The following is a 21,855-nucleotide window of genomic DNA, read 5'->3' on the forward strand; positions in this document are numbered from 1 at the left end:
TTCATTTGTAACCATCGAAAATGTAACTATCAACGCCGCGCTGCATCCCGGAGGAGCGCTTCATGGAACCGGATATCCTGGATCTTGAAAGCTTTCTCCCGTACCGTCTCTACCAGCTGGCGGACACCGTCAGCCGCGAGTTCTCCCGCATCTACAAGGAGCGCCACGGCCTGACGCGGCCGGAATGGCGCACGCTCTCAGGCCTCGGCCAGCGCGGCATGATGACGGCAACGGAGCTCGGAGAGCAGTCGGCCATGCACAAGACCAAGGTGTCGCGCGCCGTGGCCGAGCTGGAACGCCGGCGCTGGCTGACGCGCACGCCGGACGAGAAGGATCGGCGGGTCGAGCATCTTGCGCTGACCAAGGCGGGAGTTGCCGCCTATCGGGAAATGGTGCCGCTGGCGAAGGCGTTTGAAAGGGAGCTTCTGGGGAGGTTCAGCGCGGAGGAACGGGCGGCGATCGTGACGGGGATCGCGGCGCTGGAGGGGGCCTTGGAGGAAAAGGGCTGATAGGTTGGCGCGAGGCCCCCCTCTCTGTCCTGCCGGACATCTCCCCCTCTTGGGGGGAGATTAGATGTCACCCCGGCTTTCGCCAATCGGCAACATTGCAGGATGAGAGCCGGCGCCGAAACTGCCAATCTCCCCCCCTTGAGGGGAGATGTCCGGCAGGACAGAGAGGGGGCGAAGGAACTCGACGTTTCCTTAGAAGCCCCTCACCAATCCATCACCACCTTGCCCGAGCTGCCGCTCCGCATCGCATCGAACCCTACCTGAAAATCGTCGATCCCAATGCGGTGCGTGATCAGCCCCGAAACATCCAGCGGCCCCTGCACGAGCGCGATCATCTTGTACCAGGTCTCGAACATCTCGCGGCCGTAGATACCTTTGAGATGCAGCATCTTGAAGATGACCTTGTTCCAGTCGATCTCGAAGCCGGTGGGCGCGATGCCCAAAATGGCGATCTTGCCGCCATTGTTCATCGTGTCGATCATGTCGCGGAAGGCAGGCGCGGCACCCGACATCTCCAGGCCGACATCGAACCCTTCGCTCATGCCGATCGAAGGCATGACATCGCGCAGCTTTTCCTTCGAGGCGTCGACCACATGCTGGACGCCAAGCTTGCGCGCCAGATCCAGCCGGACCGGGTTGATGTCGGTGATGACGACTTTTCGCGCGCCGACGCATTGCGCGACCAGCGCGCCCATGATGCCGATCGGGCCGGCGCCGGTGACCAGCACGTCCTCGCCGACCAGATCGAAGGACAGTGCAGTGTGAACCGCATTGCCCAGCGGATCGAAGATCGCCGCGATCTCGTCCGGAACATCGTCCGGGATCGGCACGACATTGTGCTGCGGGATGACCATATATTCGCCAAAAGCGCCGGGGCGGTTGACGCCAACGCCGAGCGTGTTGCGGCATAGATGCCCTCGCCCGGCGCGGCAGTTGCGGCAATGGCCGCAGACGATATGGCCTTCGCCCGAGACGCGCTGGCCGACCTTGTATTCGGTGACCGCGGCGCCGAAATCGGCGACAGTGCCGACGAATTCATGGCCCGTCACCATCGGCACCGGCACAGTCTTCTGCGCCCACTGGTCCCAATTGTAGATGTGGACGTCGGTGCCGCAGATCGCGGTTTTCTTGACCTTGATCAGCACGTCGTTAGGGCCGATCTCCGGCACCGGCACCTCTTCCATCCAGATGCCCGGCTCAGCCTTGGCCTTCACCAGCGCTTTCATCATGTTCGACATTCTGTTGTCCTTCGAATCTATTGATCCGGAATCGTTTTCTAGCGCCGGGCGTTCAGGAAATGACGCCCAGTTCCTTGCCGACCTCGCCGAACGCTTCGACCGCCCGATCGATGTCGGCGCTGGAATGCGCCGCCGACATCTGGGTGCGGATGCGCGCCTGGCCCTTCGGCACGACCGGGAAGGAGAAGCCGATGACATAGATGCCGCGCTTCAGCATGCGCGCGGCCATCTCCTGCGCCAAAGCCGCATCGCCCAGCATCACCGGGATGATCGGGTGATCGGCGCCGGCCAGGGTGAAGCCCAGCTTACCCATGCTGGAGCGGAAGCGATCCGCATTGGCATATAGGCGCTCACGCAGCGCGTCGCCATGGCGAATCAGGTCGAACACTTTGATCGAAGCGCCGGCGATGGCCGGCATCAGCGTGTTGGAAAAGAGATAGGGCCGCGAGCGCTGGCGCAGCCAGTCGACCACCTGCCTCTTGCCGGACGTGTAGCCGCCGGAGGCGCCGCCCAGCGCCTTGCCCAGCGTGCCGGTGATGATGTCCACCCTCCCCTCGACACCGCAATGCTCTGCCGAGCCGCGGCCGTTCCTGCCGACGAAGCCGACCGCATGGCTGTCGTCGACCATCACCATCGCATCGTATTTTGCGGCCAGATCGCAGACGCCGCGCAGATTGGCGATGATGCCGTCCATCGAGAACACGCCGTCGGTGGCGATCAGCCGGAAGCGGCAGTCCTTTGCCTCTTTCAGCCTGGCCTCGAGATCGGCCATGTCGTTGTTGGCGTAGCGGAAGCGCTTGGCCTTGGAGAGCCTGACGCCGTCGATGATCGAGGCGTGGTTCAAGGCGTCGGAGATGATGGCGTCCTCCTCGCCAAGAAGCGTCTCGAACAGCCCGCCATTGGCGTCGAAGCAGGAAGAGTAGAGGATGGTGTCCTCCATGCCGAGGAAGGACGAGATCGTCGTCTCGAGTTCCTTGTGCTCCTCCTGCGTGCCGCAGATGAAACGCACCGAAGCCATGCCGTAGCCGTAGCGGTCGAGCGCCTGCTTTGCCGCGTCGCGCAGGTCCAGGCTATCGGCGAGGCCGAGATAATTGTTGGCACAGAAGTTCAGCACCTTTTCGCCGCCGACCTCGATCTCGGCGGACTGCATGGAGGAAATCACCCGCTCGGATTTGTAGAGCCCGGCCGATTTCAGCCCCTGGAGCTCGCTGTCGATGTGGGAAAGGAATGCTTTGCTCATGGGTCCGGCCCTGTTCGGTTCGAGGCCGGACTGTCGCGCCACGGCTGCAAAAAATCCATCGCAAAAGCGACCGCTTCGGTGGCGTCGCGAAAGCCGGACAGCAATCCTTCCCGGCGGTGCAACAGCAATGCGATCAAAAAGCTGTGCGCGGGAAACGACATGATAACCATCTTGCGAGCTTTGTCGCGCCGCCGCGATCGCCATCAGCCTCCTTTGCCGAGCTGTTAACCCTTTCAGGGCAAGCGTCTTCCCGTCACGCATCCAAGGCGGGAATCCGTCGACCGGAGGGTCACTTAGATCATGTCGCAGCAGCCAGTGCAGAGCGTTTCGCGCAAGCTGATCCTGCTCATCAAGACCGGCTACTGGCTGGCGCTCACGATTATTGCCGCCATGGTGGTGGCCTCCTTCATTCTTCTGCAGCAGCTGATGGCGCAGCAGCAGCACAATGATGCCCTGCTCGACATCGTCTCGACGCAGAAGGCGCTGTCGCAGCGCATCGTCTTCCTGGCGAGCGCCACGGGCGCTGCCTCGCGCGACAAGCAGCCGTCGCTGGTCACCGCGCTCAAGCAGGCGACCGGCGAATTCGAAACCAGCTACGACCGGCTGCTCAAGGAGACCGGCGCCGATCCGCTGTCGCCGGCACGCAACGATCCGAAGTCGATCGAATATGTGCTGTTCAACAAGCCGTTCCACCTCGATTACTTCTCGGTCGGGCTCGTCGCCAATGGCGAAAGGCTGGTCTCGTCCTTCGAGTCGCAGCTCGGCATGCAGAGGAACGGCTACAAGGCCGGCGGCGAACGCGCCGGCCTCGACGCTTCCGTCGCCAATGCGACACTGTCGGGCTATGCCGCGCTCGGCCAGCGCATCAGCGCATTCGCCGACGCGCAATCCAGCAACATCCTCGACCTGCACCGCACGCTGTTCTTCGCCACCCTCGGCGTCATCGTGCTGGTGGCGCTGTTCATCTTCCGGCCGATGTCCAACGCCATCCTGCGCAAGACCCGCGAGCTGGTCGACGCGCGCAACTCCATGGCCTTCATCGCCGTGCATGACGGCTTGACCGGTCTCCACAACCGTACCTTCCTGACCGACCATTTCGATACGCTGATCAAGGGCGCGCACCGGCGCCGCGAGCGCCTGGCGGTGGTCCAGTTCGATCTCGACCGCTTCAAGCAGATCAACGACACGCTCGGACACGCCGCCGGCGACTATGTGCTGGTGGTGACGGCGCAGCGCATGCGCGATTCCTGCCGCGCGTCGGACCTCTGCGCGCGGCTCGGCGGCGACGAATTCGTCATGATCCTCAACGGGGCCGGCACCACCGAGGACATCCATGCGCTGGCCAAGCGCATCCTTGCCGAAATCAACGAGCCGATCACCTTCCAGGGTACGACCATCATGCCTGGCGCCAGCGCCGGCATCGCGGTCTATCCAGTCGACGCCGACAATGCGCAGGACCTGCTCGTCCATGCCGACCTCGCCCTCTATTCCGCCAAGAAGCTCGGCGGCGGCAATTTCTCCTTCTTCTCGGAGGAACTGCGGCGCGAGCTCGACTACCGCAAGCAGCTCGAACAGGACATCCGCACGGCGATCGCCGACAAGAGTTTCGAGGTCTATTTCCAGCCGCAAGTGTCGCTGACCAGCGGCAAGATCAGCGGCATCGAGGCATTGGTACGCTGGAACCACGCCACGCGCGGCATGATCTCGCCCGGCGAGTTCATTCCCGTCGCCGAGAAATGCGGCTTCATGCCCGATGTCGGCCGCATCGTCATCAGCAAGGCGATCAACGAGGCCGCCGAATGGGACCGCGCCGGAATCGATTTCGGGCGCATCGCTGTCAATGTCTCCGGTACCGAACTTCGCGAGCCCGATTTCGACGAGTTCCTGTTCGGCACGCTGGAGCGCGCCGGGCTGGCGCCGCAGAAGCTTTCGCTGGAGATCGTCGAATCCGTCATCCTCGACGACGAGAAGACCGGAATCGCCGCCAAGCTCCGCCACATCCGCGCCGCGGGCGTGCATCTGGAACTTGACGATTTCGGCACCGGCTATGCTTCGCTGAGCCACGTCAACCCCAACGAGATCGACCGGCTGAAGATCGACCGCCGCTTCGTCCAGAACATCAACGAGAACGGCGACAACAGCAAGATCGTGCGCGCCATCACCGAGCTTGCCAGGGGGCTGGGCATCTCGATCGTCGCCGAGGGCGCCGAGACCGAGGCCGAGCTCGACTCGCTCATGGCGATCGGCTGCGACCAGGTGCAGGGCTATTCCATCGCCTTCCCGATGCCGCAGGACAAGGCGCGCGAATGGCTGGCGGCGCGCAGCCCGAAAAAGGCGAAGCTGAAGCTGCTGCAGGGCAGCTTGGGCTGACACTTTCGTCAACAAGCTTGACACAACCGGGCGTTATGGCGGCCAATCGGGATCGCAACCGAGTTTTGCGAATGCCGCTTCGTTATATCCTGCCGTTCCTGCTGCATGTCGCATCGCCCGCCTCGGCCGCCGATCGCACCATCTACCTCACTTTCGACGACGGTCCGCTGAACGGTACAGCCAACATCCTCGACGTGCTGCAGGCCGAGCAGGTGCCCGCAACTTTGTTCATGGTCGGCATGCATGTCGAAGCCAATGCTACCAGCCGGGCGCTGTTGCAGCGGGCGAAATCGATGCCGCTGGTGACGATCGGCAACCACAGCTACAGCCATGCCTATAATCACTACCGGCATTTCTACGGCGTACCGAGGGCGTGGTCGCCGACATGCTGCGGGCCAATGTTGTGCTCGGGCTGAAGCCGGCCGTGCATGCGCGGCTGCCCGGACGCGACGTGTTCCGGCTGCCCAATTACTCGAAGGACGACAATTCGCTCGGGCTGGCCGAGGCCGGCCGCGAGGATCCGGACTACGAATTCGTCGCGGCCTCAGGCTTCTGGCTTTACGGCTGGGATCACGAGTGGGTGCATGAGGACAGCGGCAAGCCGGTTCAGAGCGTCGACCATCTGGTCAGCGAGATCGACCATTTGTTCGGTTACGGCCATTTCGCCAGGCCGAACAAGCTGATCCTGCTCATGCATGACGAGATGTTCCAGGACGCTTTCGACGGCAAGACGAAGCTGACGGCCCTGATCACGGCGCTCAGACTGCGTCACTACGCTTTCGGGGCGATTGCGGGCTACGACTGAGGCGCCTCGGCGTTCCGCCTGAGCATCGCGAGCACCTCGGCGAATTCGGCCAGCCTGTCTTCGGGAATGCCGGCCCGCAGCCGCTTGTCGAAGTCGACGGCCGCAAGACGCAATTTCTCGAACAGCGCTTCGCCGAGCTCAGTCAGCGCCACCTGGTGGACCCTGCGGTTTTCGGGATCGCGGCGGCGCGTCAGCAAGCCCTGCGTCTCCATGGCGTTGAGGTGATGCGTCAGCGTCGCGCCCTGGATGCCGATCATGCCGGCAAGCTCGCGCTGGTTGGCCAGCTCCTTCGACTTGACCGACAGCAAGGTCAGCCAGACCGGCAGCGTGCCGCCGGCCTCGACCAGCGCGGCATCGAAGGCCTGCGCCACCACTTTCGAGGTGCGGGCGAGGTTCATGCCGACGGGCGGGCGGTCAAATGGTGTCATGACGTGACAGTAGAGCATGCAATGAGAACGTGAAACTCAGCTTTACGAATTGACATCTAATCGTTAGATCTCTAACTTTGTCTTATTGATGGCGTCGCGACATGGCAGCGACGTGCGGCGGGCGACAGAGAGGAATGCGGTCATGCAATATGTCTATATCGTCGTCATCGGCCTGCACGTCATGGCCGGCGTGTTCTGGGCCGGCACGACCATTGCGGTCGCCCGCGATCCGGAGATCAAGGCGGAGCGCTTCATCCGGCCGCAGCTCGGCGCCTCCGGCGTGGTGTTCCTGACCGGCATACTGCTCTGGTATTTCTTCCATGAGGGTGCATTCGGCCCGATGGAGAAGGCGCTGGCGCTCGGCATTGTGACGGCGCTGATCGCCGCCGGCGTGCAGGGCGCGCTCGTCGCCTCCGCCAGCCGGCAACTGGCTGGCGCCGATCAAGCGACGCAAACGCAACTGCGGGCCAAAATGACCAGGGGCGAACGCATCGCCGGCGGGTTGCTGGTCATCACGGTGTTTTGCATGGCGACCGCCAAGCTTTTCTGAAACCGCACGGCCGGCAAAACCGACCGGGCGCGGCGCGCAACGGACCAGAGCGGCAGGTGGCTCTCCTTGCAAAGGTCCGTTGCGCGTCACCAGCCGGCTGGCGTGACAGCAAGAGCAGGCGGCTAAGCCATTTCGGGGCGTCTGGAGGCCTCGCGAATGGCTTTATGGACATTGCGCTGCAGGTCCATGAAGGCGGCGCTCTCCATGACCTCCTCGCGCCGCGGGCGCTCGATGTCGACGTCAAAAGTCCGCATGATGCGCCCGGGGCCGATGCCCATCACGACAATGCGGTCCGACAGATAGACGGCTTCTTCGACGTCGTGGGTGACGAAGAGCACGGTCAGCCTGTGCTCCTCCCAGATCTGGGTGAGCAGCTCCTGCATCTGATGCCGGGTCAGGGCATCGAGTGCGCCGAAGGGCTCATCCATCAAGAGCATCTTGGGGCGGTAGGAAAGCGCGCGCGCAATGGCGACACGCTGCTTCATGCCGCCCGAAAGTTCGGATGGATAGAGATTGGCCGAGCGCGGGAGCTTGACCAGGTCGAGATGCTCAAGCGCGATCCTGCGGCAGGTGGCGCGGTCATGGCCGGCAGCCTTGAGGGCGAACTCGATGTTCTGCTGCGCCGTCAGCCAGGGCAGCAGCGTATAGGACTGGAAGACGACGCCGCGATCGAGACCTGGCTTCAGGATCGGCGACCCGTCGATGTCGAGTTCGCCCGAGTCGAAATCCTGCAGTCCGGCGACGATCGACAGCAGCGTGCTCTTGCCGCAGCCCGACGTGCCGACCAGCGACACGAACTCATTGTCGGCGAGGTTGAGGTTGATGTCGCGCAGCACTTCGGTGCGCCGCGCTCCGGTGCCGAAACTCTTGTGGAGGCCCTTGATCCGCAGTTTGGGGAAATTCATCGGCCGGACCTCGTCATGAGCGGCTGTCCTGGCGAAACAGCACCTTGCCCAGCGCCTTCATGACCTGATCGGTGATCAGGCCGAGAATGCCCAACAGAAGGATGTAGCCGATGATGGTGTTGGTCTGGAAATAGCGCTGCGAGACGGTGATGCGATAGCCGAGGCCGGATGTCGCGGCGACGAGCTCGGCCAGCACCAACCAGGTCCAGGCCCAGCCCAGGCTGATGCGCAGCGTATCCCAGATGCCCGGCAAGGCGCTGGGCACCACGATGCGCGTCAGGATCTTGCGGTCCGGAAGGCCGAGCGTCCTGCCGAGACCGACGAAGTCGGCCGGCACGCGCTTGACGTTGTCCATGATCATCAGCACCTGCTGGAAGAAGGTGCCGATGAAGATGATCAGGAATTTCTGGACGTCGCTCGTGCCCGCCCACAGGATGGAGAGCGGCACGAAGGCGACCACCGGCATATAGCGGATGAAATCGACCAGCGGCTCGATGGCCGCTTCCCAGGTTCGGAAGCTGCCGATCAGCACGCCGATCGGAATGGCGAGCACCGAGGCGATGAGGAAGCCGACCGAAATACGGTAGATCGAGGCCTCGAGATCGGTGAGCAGCGTGCCGTCGGCCCAGAGCTTGCCGAGTTGCGTCGCCACGCTGGCGGGCGACGGCAGGAAGATCGGCTTGACCAGGTCGAGCCCCGTCGCCGCCCACCAGGCGAGGCCGAGACCGGCAAAGACGGCCACGGCAATGATCAGGAAGCGGGAGCGCGCGATGGGCGCGCCGATCCCGGAGGATCGGCGTCGACGCATCGCCTGCCTGGCGGCAGGTCCCGTCGCCGGGCCGGGCGGGCTCGCTTTGCCGGCAGGCTCGTCGGACATCTCGGCGGCCGCCACGAACCTACTGTGCGGCCTTGACGAAGGCCGGATCGATCATCTGCTCCGGCGTCACGTCGGCCTGAAGCAGCCCGGCATTCTTGGCGGCGGCCTCGACGTCGGCGAATGTCTTGGTGGAAAAGTCTCCCGTCAGCGCGCCCTTGTTCTCGGCAAGCGAATAGTAACGCACGCCTTCGAACGCCGTATTCAGATCCTCGACACTCGAGCCGACCGCCTTGGAGATGATGGCGCGCCCGCCGGGCGTGTCGGCATTGTAATCCTTGAGCGCCGCATCCCAGGCCTTGATCATGGCCAGCACCTGGCCGGGCCGCGACTTGATCACCTCGTCGCGCACGACCAGCACGTCGCTGATCAGGCCTGGGTCCTCGCCGGCCGTGAAGAGAAGCTTGACGTCCTTGTTCTGCGCCCTGGCCGTGGTGAGATAAGGCTCATAGGTGACCGCGACCGGGACGCGGCCGGCAATCAGCGCGCTGCCGGCATCGGCGGCCGGCATCGGCACCGGCTGGACGTCGGCGATCGACATGCCGTTCTTGGACAGCGCGTATTTCAGCAGGATGTCGCTGGTCGTGCCTTCCTCGAAGGCGACCTGCTTGCCCTTGAGATCGGCGACCGAGTCGACGTCCTTGCCGGCGATCATGGCGTCGGCGGTCATCGAGACGTCGAGCAGCAGCACGATCTTGACCGGCAGGCCGGCCGCGACCATGCCCATGGCGGTGTGGGTGGCGATGTTCGCCGCATCGAGCTGGCCGCTCGCCAGGGCGGCGTTGATGTCCTTGTCCTCGGTGAAATTGACGATCTGGACGTCCGACAGACCGCTCGCCTTGAACAGGCCCTTGGCTTCGGCGACATGCCACTGGCCGTAGCCCAGCCACGGCTCAATGCCGATCTTGAACGATCCGGCCTCGGGCGTCGCGGGAATGACCGTATCGGCGGCGTGGGCGAGCGGGGCGAAGCCGATGGTCGCCGCCACCACGAGCGCACGGAATTGTCCTGTGAGGTTAAGCATCATCTTTGTTCCCCTTGATGATCCAGAGCGCTTTTTTGAACCAAACTTCCCGTCCGGTGAGAATGCGGCTTCTGTTTCTTGCGGCACTGTGCCTCGGCGTCTTACCTGCCACGTCGACGGGAGTGAAACGATATTCAACGTCGGCGATGACGGATGTCAAGGCTAAAATACATACATGCATATACAAGCTGGAGAGGCTGATTGCCGTGCTCTTGGCAGCATTTGGGCAAGCCGATCCCTGCCCCGTCATGACCGGCGCCGGAGGCGTGAACGATTCGACCCGTCTCACGTCTTGCGCGACGGAGAATAGCGGCTGCCGAGCGAGTAGCGGCTGCCGACATAGGTCAGCTTGCTGATGGTGGCGACGACCGCGCCAGTCCATGTCCGGCGATGCAGCAGCAGGCAGCAGGCGCCGACGTCGATGGCGAGGTGCCGCGCCGTCTCGGCATCGGCCGGGACAGCGGAAATGATGTGTTCGACCTCGGTCACCGGCGTCTTCTGCATCAGGTAATCATAGGTCGCCGTCTTCGAGAAATCCTGCTTGTCGTAGTCCGGGATCAGACTCGGATTGACGAAGCGCTCTTCCAGTTGCACGGGCAGGTCGTTCTCGAAATTGACGACCACCGAATGATAGATCGCGGCGCGCTTGGCGAATTCGAAGGACAGCGAGAGCTCCTTGGTCGGCGTGATCCTTTCGAGGACGAGAACCTCGGAGCGATGCCTGTTGCCGCGCGCGACGATCTCGGCCGCGATGTTGTTGATCTCGATCAGCGTCGATTGTGGCTTTGGCGGCGCGATGAATGTCCCCACGCCCTGCAACCGGATCAGGAAGCCGGCCGAGGTCAATTCCCTCAAGGCGCGGTGGACGGTCATGCGCGACACGCCGAGCGCGGCCACGAATTCATTCTCGGACGGCAGCTTGCTGTCCTTGGTCCACTTGCCGGTTCCGATGTTGGTCAGGATGTAGTCCTTGACCTTCTCGTAGAGGGGGCTGGCCGTATCGGGCAAAGCACTCATTCAAAAGTCCTTTCCGGCGAACATCGGAAATCAGGTGCCGGCAGGCTGCCGCAGCCGGATAATGGTTTTCAAGCCGTCGCCCTGCCCCGCCAAAAGACGCTCATAAGCGGCAGGAATATCGTCCAGGCCGATCTCGCGATCGATCAGGCTGATCAGTGGTCCGGACAGCTCCGCCAGCATCCCGATGGCGTCGGGCAGCTCATCGGCAAAGGCATGGCAGCCCAGCAGACCGATCTCGCGTTCGACCAGCATGTTGGGGTCTATGTCGAGGCGGCCGTGGAAAATGCCGACCAGCGCCACGGTGGCGCCGGAACCCAGAACACCCAGCAGTTGGTTGAGCGCGGCGATGCTGCCGGTCGCCTCGACGGCGGCAAGCAGAGGTGCGTCGGCGGTGGCTTCGGCAATGGCCTCGCGGTCGAGATCGACGATGGTGGCGCCGGTCACCCGGGCGACACGCTCGCAGCGCGCCTTGTTGCGGTCGGCGATCAGCACCCTGCCCGGGAGCGTCCGCGACAGGAGCAGCGCCGCCAAGCCGCCGATGGTGCCGCAGCCCACGACAAGCACCGAACCCGCGGTCTTCGGCAGGCGCCGCACAGCATGCAGCGCGACGGCGAGCGGCTCGGCCATGGCCGCCACTCTTTCATCCAGCGCGGCGTCGATGAGATGCAGCAGGCGCGCCGGCAGCACCGTCTGCTCGGCAAAGCCGCCGTCGCATACTTCGCCGACGAAGCCCAGCGAGGCGCACAGATGCCGCCTGCCCGCGCGGCATTGCGCGCATTCCCCGCACCAGAAGCGGGAATCGGCGACCACCCGGTCACCCACGGCGACGGTGCCGACGCCCTCGCCGACCGCGACCACCGTGCCGGTCAGTTCATGGCCGGCCGTCGACGGCGCGCGGCTTATCCATTGTCCGGTGCGGAAATTGTGGAGGTCGGAACCGCAGATGCCGGCGGCGTCGACATTGAGCTTCACCCAGCCCGGCTCGGGAGCCCCCGGCGCGGCGATATCCTCGACACGCAGGTCGCCGGGGCCATGCAGTCTGGCGGCCTTCATCGCGCCGGCCCGTCAGGCGCCGAGATAGCGGTCGCGGATTTCCGAGACCGCGTTCTCATGCGAGCTGAAGCCCTCATAGCGGGCAAGCCTGCGGGCATGGCCGGCAAGCTCCGGATAGGCGGCCGAGGTCACATAGCCGACCGACGAACGTTTCAGGAAATCCGTCACCGAAAGCGGCCCGTAAGTGCGCGCCCAGCGGCTGGTCGGCAGCACCGCATTCGGCCCGAGGACGAAATTGGCGAGCGTCACCGGCGTGTGCGGACCCATGAGGATCTCGGCCGCCTCGGTGATGTGGCCGAGATGCGCGAACGGCTCTCTGGACAGGATTTCGAGGTGCTCGGGCGCATAGTCGTTGATGAAGCGGTAGCTGTCCTCCAGTGACGCGGTCAGCACGATGCCGCCGCGCTTGCCGGTCAGCACCGCGCGCGAGAACTCGACCCGCTGCTCGGTCATACGGGACCAGTGGTCGGGAAGTGCTGCCAGGGCCGCGTCGGCGACCTTGCGGCTGTGCGTCACGAGATAGGCGGAAGAGTCCGGTCCGTGCTCGGCCTCGATCAGAAGGTCGAGTGCGGCGAGGCCGCCGTCGACGCTGTCGTCGGCGAAGATGATCGCTTCCGACGGGCCGGCCGGAAGGCCGGTGTCGATGATCGAGGACAGCAGGCTCTTGGCCGCCACCACCCAAGGGCTGCCCGGGCCGACGATCTTGAGCGCGGGCTTCACCGTCTCGGTGCCATAGGCGACGGCCGCGACAGCATGCGCGCCGCCGCATTTGTAGACGGTCTCGACTCCGGCGAGCCGAGCGGCGACCAGGGTCGCGGCATCGACGGAACCGTCCGCGGTCGGCGGCGTCACGATGGCGATCTGCGGCACGCCGGCGATGACGGCCGGAACCGAGGTCATCATCGTCACCGACGGAAAGGCGCCCTTGCCGCGCGGAACGTAAAGCGCGACCGAGCCGATCGGCGTGTAACGGTCGCCGGCATAGGCGCCGGGGCGGACTTCCTTGAGCCACATCGTCTCGGGACGCTGCTCCTCGTGGAAATGCCTGATGTTTGTGATGCCGAAGCGGATGCTGTCGATGACATCCTTGTCGACCTTGCCGAAGGCAGCGTCGAACTCAGCCTCCGAGACCTTCAGATTACCCGCGGCCACATCGGCCTTGTCCAGATCCCGGACGAAGCGGAGCAGCGCCGAGTCGCCTTCCGTCCTGACCGCATCAAGAATCGGGCGGACCTTCTCGACGAAGACCGAGAGGTCGGCCTCGGCGCGCTTCAGCAGGCTCGCCCGCTGTTCGGCGCTGGCGGATGAGAGGTCGTGGAAGCTGATCTCGGACATGGCTGCTCCTCAGAAACGCGGGAAAAGTATATACATGTACGTATAATGCTCGCCAGTATTTTTCTGCGTCCGCAGGGTTGGTCGGCCACGGCAAACCGCATCAGATCGAGGCAAGAAAGCCCCCATCCACCGGAAAGCACTGACCCGTGATGTAGGATGAGGCGTCCGAGGCCAGGAAGACAGCAATGCCGTGCAGGTCCGAAAGGTCGCCGAAGCGATGCTGCGGGATCTTGGCGAGCATCGATTGCTGCCACGCCTCGTCGGCGTAGAACACCTCGGTCATCGCCGTCCTGAAATAGCCAGGAGCAATCGCGTTGACCCTGATCCCGAGACCCGCCCACTCCGCCGCAAGCGCCCGCGTCATGCCGAGCAGGCCCGACTTCGACGAACCGTAGGGCACGGCCGTGGGGATGCCGACCTCGGAGGTCAGCGAGCACAAATTGATGATGGCGCCGGGCCGTCCGGCATCGCGCATGTGGCGGGCGGCGGCCTGAGCGCAGAAGAAGGCGCCCTTGAGGTTGGTGTCGACAATCCTGTCCCAGAGCGCTTCATCGACATCGAGCGAAGGCCTGACCTCTTCCATGCCGGCATTGTTGACTAGGATATCGAGACCGCCAAGCAGGTTGGCTGCCTCGGCGGTCGCGGCGCGGCAGCGGGCGACGTCGGTGACATCCAGGGCAATGGCATGCGCAACCCCGCCGGCGGCCCGGATCGCCTCCGTCGTCTCCTGCAGCGAAGCAAGGCTGCGCGCCATGACGGCGACAGCGGCGCCGGCCGCACTCAGCGCCTCGGCGATGCCGCGCCCGATGCCGCGGCTGGCGCCGGTGACGAGCGCCTTCCTGCCCGACAGGTCGAAGAGGGAAGCATTGCGCATGTCGATCCTCCTTGGCCTTGCCGGCCTGCCCTCGCCCGCGAGACTAACCGATCCTTGGTTATACATACAAGCATATACAATGACTTTGGGAGCCGAGTGAACAGCCGACCGCGGAGAGCGGGCTAACCGCAACCGATAACGCAGCCCTTTACGGCACTTTTCCCGCCGCCGCGATTTCGCGCGGCGACCTGCCCCTCAGATCCTGATCCCGAACCGGATGCCGTCATAGATGGCGGCGTGGATGTTGCGCGAGGCGACCGCGTCGCCGATGCGAAACAGCACGAAACCGCCTTCGGCATTGCGGGATGGGAAGATGTCGCCGCCGTTCACCAGCCGCTCATAGTCGACCGCGCCGCCATTCTTCGACAGCGGTTTGAGCGCAAGATAGAGGTCGTCGAGCGGCGCCGTGCCATGCTCGACCACCACCTGGTCGACGCGCCTTTCGCCGCGCCAGCCGTCGGCAAAGTCCGAGGCGAGCTCGGCGACGAGCTGGTTGCCCTCGCGCCGCACCGAACGCAGCCTTGTGTTGATGGTGACGGTGACACCCTTTTCGTGGAAGGCGCGCATATAGGGCACGTGGTTCATGCCGCCCATTTCCGGCGCGAAGAAGCGCTCCGGCGAGACCAGCTCCAGCTTCGAACCGCTGTTGGCGATGAGTTCGGCCGCGCCCATGCCCTGATGGCCGCCATTGTCGTCGTAGAGCAGCACATTCTCGGCCGGTTTGACGGAGCCTGCCATGATATCCCAGCTCGAGGTGACGAGATTGTCGCCTTCCGTCAGCGGCGGGTTCTGCGGCATGCCGCCCGTCGCCACGATCACGACATCCGGCGCCAGCGCCAGCACATCGTCCTTCTCCGCCCAGGTGTCATAGCGGATCTCGACGCCGAGGCGGTCGAGCTCGGCCAGCCGCCAGTCGATGATGCCGATCAGCTCCTTGCGGCGCGGGTTCTGGGTGGCGAGCCGCACCTGGCCGCCCGCTTGGCTGGAGGCTTCGAGCACCGTCACCTGGTGGCCGCGTTCGGCCGCGACGCGCGCGGCTTCAAGACCACCAGCGCCCGCCCCCACCACCACGACCCTCTTCTCCGGTCCTTCGCTCTTCGCGATGATGTGCGGAATGGTCGCCTCGCGACCGGTTGCGGCGTTGTGGACGCACAGCGCCTCGCCGCCCTCATAGATGCGGTCGAGGCAATAGGTGGCGCCCACGCATGGCCGGATCTCGTGCTCGCGGCCTTCCATCACTTTCCTGACGATGTGCGGATCGGCGATATGGGCGCGCGTCATGCCGACCATGTCGAGCTTGCCGGTGGCGATGGCGTGGCGCGCCGTGGCGACATCGGAAATGCGCGCCGCGTGGAAGGTCGGGAACTTGGTCGCCGCCCTCACCTCGCCGGCGAAATCGAGATGCGGCGAGGAGCGCATGCCGGTCACAGGGATGACCTTGGTCAGCGACGCGTCGGTCTCGATCGTGCCGCGGATAATGTTGAGGAAGTCGACCTTGCCGGAATTGGCAAGCCGCCTGGCGATCTCGACACCGACTTCCTTCGAGATACCCTTTTCGAGATCCTCGTCGGCAACCATGCGAATGCCGACGATGAATTTTTCCCCGACGGCGGCGCGGACCGCGTCGAGCACCATGTCGGTGAAGCGCAGCCGGTTGTCGAGCGAGCCGCCGAACTCGTCGTCGCGATGGTTGGTGAGCGGCGACCAGAAGCCATCCATCAGATGTCCATAGGATTCGAACTCGATGCCGTCGAGGCCGGCCGCCTGACAACGCTGCGCAGCCGCGGCATAGTCGGCGACGATGCGCTCGATATCCCACTCCTCGATGGTTTTCGGAAAGGCGCGGTGCGCCGGCTCGCGCACCGGCGAAGCGGACAGCACCGGCAGCCAGTCGGCCTTGTTCCAGCCCGTGCGGCGGCCGAGATGGGTGATCTGGATCATCACCTTGCAGTCATGCTCATGGCAGGCATCCGCCAGTTCGGCGAGCCAGGGCACGATGCGGTCGTCATAGACATGCAGATTGCCGAAAGCGGCCGGGCTGTCGCGCGAGACGATCGCCGAGCCCGCCGTCATGGTGAGCGCCATGCCGCCCTTGGCTTTTTCGGCATGGTAGAGCCGGTAGCGCTCCTTCGGCATGCCGTCCTCGGAATAGGCCGGCTCATGGCTGGTCGACATCACCCGGTTCTTCAGCGTCAGGTGCTTGAGCTGGTAGGGTCGGAGAAGCGGGTCGTTGCTGGTCATCGTCTTCCTGCCGTTTCAATTTGCACGGGAGCGTCGCGCCGCTCCCGCTTCCATTTCTCGCATCGGATTCGTCCGAAAACCGCTGCGCACTTTTCGGTCCGATGCTATTGAGCGGCCCAAACCCGCCGCGTCCGAAAGGTTGCGGCGCAATTTCCGCTTGTTTTGCCTGCCGCCCAGACCTTGGACGGCTGCGAGGAGCCGCCCATGACAGACGCCAAGAACCTCACCCAGCTCGGCAAGCACGTCGAGACGCCACAGAGCCCCGAACAGGCGGTCCTGGAGACCGTGCCGTTCCAGCGCGGCGATGGTCCGCCGGCGATCGTGCGCTTCACCTGCCCCGAATTCACCTCGCTCTGCCCGGTCACCGGCCAGCCGGATTTCGCCCACATCGTCATCGACTACGCACCCGACCGGACGCTGGTGGAATCGAAGTCGCTGAAGCTGTTCATGACCTCGTTCCGCAACCACGGCGCCTTCCATGAGGAATGTACCGTGATGATCGGCCGCCGGATCGTGGAGGCGACCAAGCCGCTCTGGCTGCGCGTCGGTGGCTACTGGTTTCCGCGCGGCGGCATCCCGATCGATGTCTTCTGGCAGACCGGCGCACCGCCCAAGGACGCGTGGCTGCCCGATACGGGCGTGGCGCCCTATCGCGGGAGAGGTTGAAATTTGTTGCGAAAGGCTGGCGGGACAGCGCCCCTCTCTGTCCTGCCGGACATCTCCCCCACAAGGGGGAGATTGGCAGCTTCGGCGGCCCGCTTATCCTGAAACGTCGGAGATTGGCGAAAGCCGGCGTGACCTCTGATCTCCCCCCAAGTGGGAGAGATGGCCGGCAGGCCAGAGGGGGGCGCGAAGGATCGCCGACACTGATCTTTGGTCATTTTCATTCGCACTGGTACTGGCTCAGCGCCCATTCGCCGGTGACCGACAGGAGATCGGAGACCTTCCAGGCGCCACCGACCTTCTTCAGCTTCCATTCCAGGCGGTGCTGGTGGCCCTCGACGACGAAGGCAACGACCACCTTGGCCTCGTCGCCATTGACGGCTTCGATGGTGCGCAGGCTCCGGTCTATGGCCAGCTTGTCATAGTCGGCATTGTCGAGCGCCATGTTGGGGTCGAGGCATTCGCCCTGGCCCGAGGCGCGCAGCGCGTCCGCCTTGTCGAGTACGGTTTTCGCCGGGTCGGTGAAGTTCTTACGCTGCGCAGGATCGAGCTCCAGCCCGAGATGCTCGTAGAAGGGCTTCACCACCGCGGTCGGCGATCCGGGCAGGACCGGCGCGACAGGCGCCGGTTCGGCCGGCTTGCTGTCCGGCGCAGCGGCTGCAGGCGGCGACGTGTCGACCGCAGGCGGCGAGGTGTTGTCGCCGGATGAGGCTTTCGGCGGCGGCGCGCCGAACAGCCCCTGCGCAGAGGCGCCGCCGCTCAGCCCCGCGGCCAGCATCGACAAGCTCGCCAGCGCGAGGACAAAGCGGCGAGGCACGGCATCACTCCGTCGAGGCACCGCATCCCAGCGCGCTGAGCTTCCAGTCGCTGGTCTTGGAACTGATGTCGGCGATCTTCCACTTGCCGTCCACTTTCTTCAGCGACCACACCATTTCGCGTTTGGAGTCATCGCCTTCCGGGAAAAGATTGAAGTTGGCCGTCACTTCGGCGGTGTCGCCATTGACGGTCTCGGTGAGCTTCAGCGTCTTCGACAGGGTCTTCTGATCGAAATCCTGCGCGTCGAGGCCTGGGTCGAAGTCGAGGCAGGACACCTCGTCGGGCTTCTCCTTTTGCGCCTTGTCGTTGGCTTCGAACAGCTTGGTGACCGGCTCGGTGAAACGGTCGCGGTATTTGGCGTCTCCCTCGAACTTCACCGAAGGCACATAGAAGAACTTCACGGCGTTGGAGGCCGGCCCGGCGAGCACGGCGCCGGGCAAGGCAATCGAGAAGACAGCGGCAAGCACTATCGGCTTCATGCAGGATCTCCGAGGTTCGGCGGCTTGGCGGCACGCTTGCCACCACGCCTCCTGCATATCGCCTTTTTTGCGGCTCATGAAGTCTTTGCGGCTCATGAAGCCCGGGCGCGCTCAGGCATCCAGCCAGACGTTCTGGAAGTCCATCTCGTAGGTCTGGTGCATCGAGTAGTTCTTCACCTTCTTGTTCATGTGGCAGTAGAGCTTCTGCCAGAAGGGCTGGATGATGACGCCGGAGTCCTGCAGGATCGCCTCGACATCCTTCATCACCTCCTTGCGCTTGGCGACGTCGATCTGTGACAGCGCCTCCTTGAGCTTGGCGTCGAACTCCGGATTGGAGTAGGCCGTCTCGTTCCAGGCCTCGCCCGAGCGGTAGCCGAGCGCCAGAACCTGGACACCGAGCGGGCGCATGTACCAGATGGTCATGGAATAGGGATATTTCGTCCAGTCGTTCCAGAAGGTCGAGCCAGGCAGCACGGTGCGCTTCACCTTGATGCCGGCATCGCGCAGCTGGCCGGCGATGGCGTCGCCGGTGTTCTTCTGCCATTCGTCCTCGACCGTGATCAGCTCATGCTCGAAGTCGGCCTGGCCGGCTTCCGCCATCAGCTTCTTGGCGCCGGCCGCGTCGCGCTCCTTCTTGGGCAGCGGATAATATTCGGGATGGATCGGGGCGACGTGATGGTTCTCGCCGACCGTGCCGCGGCCGTTGTAGCCGAGCTGCATGACCTGGCTGTTGTCGACCGCCATCTGCAGCGCGTTGCGCACCCGCTTGTCGTCATAGGGCTTATGCGTGACGTTGGTGCGGGCAACCAGCGTGGTCGCGGTCGCGACCTCCGACTTCACCAGGCCCATCTTGTCCAGCGGGTCGATATAGTCGGCCGGCGTTTCGAAATCGAGGTCGACCTCGCCCGAATCGAAGGCATTGAGCGTGGCGTTGAAGTCGGTGCCGTAGTCGATGAACTCCACCCCGTCGAGCGGCGCCTCGCCGCCCCACCATTTGCCGTTTTCGCGGCGCTTGACGACCGCCTTCTGGCCGACATCGTAGGAGACCAGCTCGAAGGCTCCGGTGCCGATCGGCTTCTTGATCGGGTCGGCGCCATCCTTGTCGAAGTCGCGATGCACGACCAGCGCCGGATAGTCGGTCAAGCCCGGGATGATGGCGATATCGGCTTCGACGAGCTTCAGCTTGACCGTGTGGTCGTCGACCTTGGTGATGGCGCCATCCTTGGCCTTGCCGGTCTTGGTGTCGATCAGCGCGCCGACGCGGGCGGCCATGGAATTGCCGGAAGCCGCCTTGTCGCACCAGCGGTTCAGATTGGCGACCACGTCGTCGGCGTTGAAGGCATCGCCATTGTTCCAGGTGACGCCCTTGCGCAGATGCAACGTGTATTCGGTGGCGTCGTCATTGACGTCCCAGCTTTCGAGCAGAACCGGCTCGAAGGTGAACTGGTGGGTGTAGCGCACCAGCGGCTCCAGCCAGCAGCGGGTGACGTTCGCCATCTCGGTCCAGTCGTAAGTGCGCGGATCCTTCTGCGCCTTGACCGACATCGCGACATGCAGCGTGCCGCCCTTCTTCGGCTCGTCGGCCAGCGCCTTGGTCGGCGCGGCAAGGCCGAGCATGCCATAGGCGAAAGCCGTCGATGCGCCGAAGGCGCTGGCCAGCGCCAGGAATTCGCGCCGGTCGACACGGCCCGCGCGCGCCTCCTCGGCCATCGCTTGGATAGCGGCCGGGACCCGGTCACCATTGCTTCTGAAAAGTGTCATTCTCGTGCTCCCATTGATCTGGTCGGGTCTTCGCCCGGTTGGCTTCAACTAATGCTGCCTTCCATCAACTGACGCTGTCAGGCAGCTTTTCCTCGCGCCGCGCGATCAAATCCCTGAGACCTTCGGCAATGCCCTCGTCGAGCTTCGGCTCCTGGTAGTCGGCCAGCATGGCGCGCGCCTTTTCGCGGCCGCGCGTGTCATGGTCCTTGGCGCCTTCGGCGCTCCACTGCTCGAAGGAATTGAAGTCCATGATATTGGGCATGAAGAAGGCGCTCTCGAAATGCTCGAGCGTATGCTGCGTGCCGAGGAAATGCCCTTGCGGGCCGACCTCGCGGATCGCCGCCATCGCGTCCTTGAAATCGTCGAAGGACACGCCGCCGGCATATTTGTACCAGCCGACCAGCTGCTCGCAGTCGGTGGCGAATTTCGAATAGCCGCAGGTCAGGCCCGCTTCCAGCCAGCCGGCGGAATGCCAGATGTAGTTGGCGCCGGACAGGATCGCGGCATGCATCAGCATGTTCGCCTCGTAACCCGCCTGCGCGTCGTTGAGCTTCGAGCCGACATGGAAGCCGGAGGTGCGCCAGGGCAGCTTATACTTCCTGGCCAGCGCGCCCATCAGGTACATCATCTGGGCGGCCTCCGGCGTGCCGCCCATCGGCGCGCCGGTCTTCATGTCGACCGTCACCATGAACTGGCCGTAGAGCTGCGGCGAGCCGGGCCGGATGAGCTGGGTCAACGCCACGCCGGCAAGCGCCTCGGCGTTGACCTGCGCCACCGCGCCGACCGCGGAGGCCGAGGTCGAGGCGCCGCACAGCGCGAAGGGCGCCAGGATCAGCGGCTGGTTGTGGCTGGCATAGACCCGCATGGCGTCGATCATGGTGGCATCCCACACCAGCGGCGAATTGCAGTTGGTGATCGCAACCAGCACCGGATTGTCGCGCACGAACTCCTCGCCGAAGACGATGCCAGCCATCGCCATCGTGTCCTCGGCGCGCTCCTTCGACGTGACGATGCCCATGAACGGTTTGTCGGAATGTTTCAGCGCCGAATGAACGATGTGAAGGTGCCGCTTCGGCACCGCGATCTCCATCGGCTCGCAGATGACCGAGCTCGAGGAATGCAGCGCCGGCGCCATGTAGGCCATCTTGTGGAAATTGTTGAGGTCGGCCAGCGTGCCGTAGCGGCGCTTGTTGTCGAGGTCGCGGACATAGGGCGCGCCATACATCGGCACGAAGATCGAGTTCTTGCCGCCGACGCGCACCGTACGCTCCGGGTTGCGCGCGTGCAGTGTGAACTCGGGCGGAACCTTCGAGACCAGCTCCATCAACAGCGCGCGGTCGATGCGGACACGCGTTTGCCTGACATCGGCGCCGGCCGCCTTCCAGAGCTCGATCGCGCCGTCGTCGCGGAATTCGCAGCCCACCTCCTCGAGGATCTTCAGCGATTCCTCGTGGATCAGCTCCACCGCCTCGTCGGGCACGATCTCGTAGGCGGGGATCTTGCGCACAAGGGTGGGGAAGGACGCGACCGGCGCGCTTCTCAGCGCCTTGCGGCCGAGCCGGCCGCCGCCGCGGCGGTGGGTCTGTTCGGTCAGTTCAACGGCCGGTGCGTTCATGGAGGCTCCTTCTTCCCGCCCGACCAAGTTAGCGAGAGGAAATATGGATGTGATGCTG

At 64.3% G+C, this 21,855-nt stretch carries 22 protein-coding genes; 6 read left to right on the top strand and 16 right to left on the bottom strand.

Annotated features, from left to right (window positions below; genetic code table 11):
- The first annotated feature begins 62 nt into the window (after nt 1-62).
- Nucleotides 63-509 carry a MarR family transcriptional regulator gene (locus EJ072_RS33685; RefSeq protein ID WP_126083103.1) on the top strand — a complete coding sequence of 149 codons (447 nt, stop codon included), beginning with the start codon at nt 63-65 and terminating at the stop codon, nt 507-509.
- Nucleotides 510-712: 203 nt separating this feature from the next.
- Here EJ072_RS33685 and tdh read toward each other — a convergent pair whose 3' ends face one another.
- From tdh to EJ072_RS36265, 3 genes are read right to left on the bottom strand one after another with little or no spacing between them, the layout of a single operon-like run.
- Nucleotides 713-1,747 carry an L-threonine 3-dehydrogenase gene (gene tdh, locus EJ072_RS33690; RefSeq protein ID WP_126083104.1) on the bottom strand — a complete coding sequence of 345 codons (1,035 nt, stop codon included), beginning with the start codon at nt 1,745-1,747 and terminating at the stop codon, nt 713-715.
- A gap of 52 nt (nt 1,748-1,799) precedes the next feature.
- On the bottom strand, nt 1,800-2,987 hold the full coding sequence (locus tag EJ072_RS33695; protein WP_126083105.1) for a glycine C-acetyltransferase: 1,188 nt from the start codon (nt 2,985-2,987) through the stop codon (nt 1,800-1,802).
- Nucleotides 2,984-3,148, bottom strand: a complete 165-nt coding sequence (locus tag EJ072_RS36265; protein WP_189343157.1) for a hypothetical protein — start codon at nt 3,146-3,148, stop codon at nt 2,984-2,986. Before EJ072_RS36265 ends, EJ072_RS33695 begins: the two co-directional genes overlap by 4 nt.
- 139 nt (nt 3,149-3,287) lie before the next feature.
- On the opposite strand from EJ072_RS36265, the gene EJ072_RS33700 reads away from it, so the two are divergent.
- The 3 genes from EJ072_RS33700 to EJ072_RS37190 all read left to right on the top strand — a co-directional run bounded on the left by EJ072_RS33700 (nt 3,288) and on the right by EJ072_RS37190 (nt 6,162).
- Nucleotides 3,288-5,357 carry an EAL domain-containing protein gene (locus tag EJ072_RS33700; protein ID WP_126083106.1) on the top strand — a complete coding sequence of 690 codons (2,070 nt, stop codon included), beginning with the start codon at nt 3,288-3,290 and terminating at the stop codon, nt 5,355-5,357.
- A gap of 71 nt (nt 5,358-5,428) precedes the next feature.
- Nucleotides 5,429-5,773 carry a polysaccharide deacetylase family protein gene (locus tag EJ072_RS37185; RefSeq protein ID WP_245467090.1) on the top strand — a complete coding sequence of 115 codons (345 nt, stop codon included), beginning with the start codon at nt 5,429-5,431 and terminating at the stop codon, nt 5,771-5,773.
- A complete protein-coding gene (locus EJ072_RS37190; RefSeq protein ID WP_245467091.1) occupies nt 5,743-6,162 on the top strand; it encodes a hypothetical protein in 420 nt (139 codons plus the stop codon). Before EJ072_RS37185 ends, EJ072_RS37190 begins: the two co-directional genes overlap by 31 nt.
- Here the strand turns inward: EJ072_RS37190 and EJ072_RS33710 are convergent.
- On the bottom strand, nt 6,153-6,590 hold the full coding sequence (locus EJ072_RS33710; protein WP_126083107.1) for a MarR family winged helix-turn-helix transcriptional regulator: 438 nt from the start codon (nt 6,588-6,590) through the stop codon (nt 6,153-6,155). The two genes, EJ072_RS37190 and EJ072_RS33710, sit on opposite strands and share 10 nt — an antisense overlap.
- Nucleotides 6,591-6,732: 142 nt before the next feature.
- Between EJ072_RS33710 and EJ072_RS33715 the strand changes: the two genes are divergently transcribed.
- Entirely contained in the window at nt 6,733-7,140 is a 408-nt protein-coding gene (locus tag EJ072_RS33715) for a hypothetical protein (protein WP_126083108.1), read from the top strand.
- Nucleotides 7,141-7,262: 122 nt separating this feature from the next.
- On the opposite strand, the gene EJ072_RS33720 is transcribed toward EJ072_RS33715, so the two are convergent.
- The 8 genes from EJ072_RS33720 to EJ072_RS33755 form a co-directional block, all read right to left on the bottom strand.
- Nucleotides 7,263-8,045 (bottom strand): ABC transporter ATP-binding protein, encoded by a 783-nt coding sequence (locus EJ072_RS33720; protein ID WP_126083109.1) that lies wholly within the window; start codon nt 8,043-8,045, stop codon nt 7,263-7,265.
- Between the two features lie 13 nt (nt 8,046-8,058).
- Nucleotides 8,059-8,853, bottom strand: coding sequence for an ABC transporter permease (locus tag EJ072_RS33725; RefSeq protein ID WP_189341540.1), 795 nt, complete (start codon nt 8,851-8,853; stop codon nt 8,059-8,061).
- Nucleotides 8,854-8,941: 88 nt separating this feature from the next.
- Complete coding sequence (locus tag EJ072_RS33730; protein ID WP_126083836.1) at nt 8,942-9,943, bottom strand: ABC transporter substrate-binding protein; 1,002 nt, start codon at nt 9,941-9,943, stop codon at nt 8,942-8,944.
- Between the two features lie 285 nt (nt 9,944-10,228).
- Nucleotides 10,229-10,960 carry a histidine utilization repressor gene (gene hutC / locus EJ072_RS33735; protein ID WP_126083111.1) on the bottom strand — a complete coding sequence of 244 codons (732 nt, stop codon included), beginning with the start codon at nt 10,958-10,960 and terminating at the stop codon, nt 10,229-10,231.
- Between the two features lie 30 nt (nt 10,961-10,990).
- A complete protein-coding gene (locus tag EJ072_RS33740) occupies nt 10,991-12,013 on the bottom strand; it encodes an alcohol dehydrogenase catalytic domain-containing protein (protein ID WP_126083112.1) in 1,023 nt (340 codons plus the stop codon).
- 12 nt (nt 12,014-12,025) lie between these two features.
- A complete protein-coding gene (gene hisD / locus EJ072_RS33745) occupies nt 12,026-13,348 on the bottom strand; it encodes a histidinol dehydrogenase (RefSeq protein ID WP_126083113.1) in 1,323 nt (440 codons plus the stop codon).
- A gap of 100 nt (nt 13,349-13,448) precedes the next feature.
- On the bottom strand, nt 13,449-14,222 hold the full coding sequence (locus EJ072_RS33750; RefSeq protein ID WP_126083114.1) for a glucose 1-dehydrogenase: 774 nt from the start codon (nt 14,220-14,222) through the stop codon (nt 13,449-13,451).
- Between the two features lie 195 nt (nt 14,223-14,417).
- Nucleotides 14,418-16,463: an NADH:flavin oxidoreductase gene (locus tag EJ072_RS33755; RefSeq protein ID WP_126083115.1), complete on the bottom strand. Its 2,046-nt coding sequence runs from the start codon at nt 16,461-16,463 to the stop codon at nt 14,418-14,420.
- Between the two features lie 204 nt (nt 16,464-16,667).
- Between EJ072_RS33755 and queF the strand changes: the two genes are divergently transcribed.
- A complete protein-coding gene (gene queF / locus EJ072_RS33760) occupies nt 16,668-17,129 on the top strand; it encodes a preQ(1) synthase (RefSeq protein WP_126083116.1) in 462 nt (153 codons plus the stop codon).
- A 217-nt stretch (nt 17,130-17,346) separates the two neighbouring features.
- Here queF and EJ072_RS33770 read toward each other — a convergent pair whose 3' ends face one another.
- The 4 genes from EJ072_RS33770 to EJ072_RS33785 all read right to left on the bottom strand — a co-directional run bounded on the left by EJ072_RS33770 (nt 17,347) and on the right by EJ072_RS33785 (nt 21,797).
- Nucleotides 17,347-17,943: a hypothetical protein gene (locus EJ072_RS33770; protein WP_126083117.1), complete on the bottom strand. Its 597-nt coding sequence runs from the start codon at nt 17,941-17,943 to the stop codon at nt 17,347-17,349.
- Nucleotides 17,944-17,947: 4 nt separating this feature from the next.
- Nucleotides 17,948-18,421 carry a DUF3828 domain-containing protein gene (locus EJ072_RS33775; RefSeq protein WP_126083118.1) on the bottom strand — a complete coding sequence of 158 codons (474 nt, stop codon included), beginning with the start codon at nt 18,419-18,421 and terminating at the stop codon, nt 17,948-17,950.
- A gap of 111 nt (nt 18,422-18,532) precedes the next feature.
- Nucleotides 18,533-20,182 (bottom strand): ABC transporter substrate-binding protein, encoded by a 1,650-nt coding sequence (locus tag EJ072_RS33780; RefSeq protein WP_126083119.1) that lies wholly within the window; start codon nt 20,180-20,182, stop codon nt 18,533-18,535.
- Between the two features lie 64 nt (nt 20,183-20,246).
- Nucleotides 20,247-21,797: a trimethylamine methyltransferase family protein gene (locus EJ072_RS33785; RefSeq protein ID WP_126083120.1), complete on the bottom strand. Its 1,551-nt coding sequence runs from the start codon at nt 21,795-21,797 to the stop codon at nt 20,247-20,249.
- Nucleotides 21,798-21,855: the final 58 nt, after the last annotated feature.

Origin of the sequence: Mesorhizobium sp. M2A.F.Ca.ET.046.03.2.1 (assembly GCF_003952425.1) — a bacterium.
GTDB lineage: Bacteria > Pseudomonadota > Alphaproteobacteria > Rhizobiales > Rhizobiaceae > Mesorhizobium.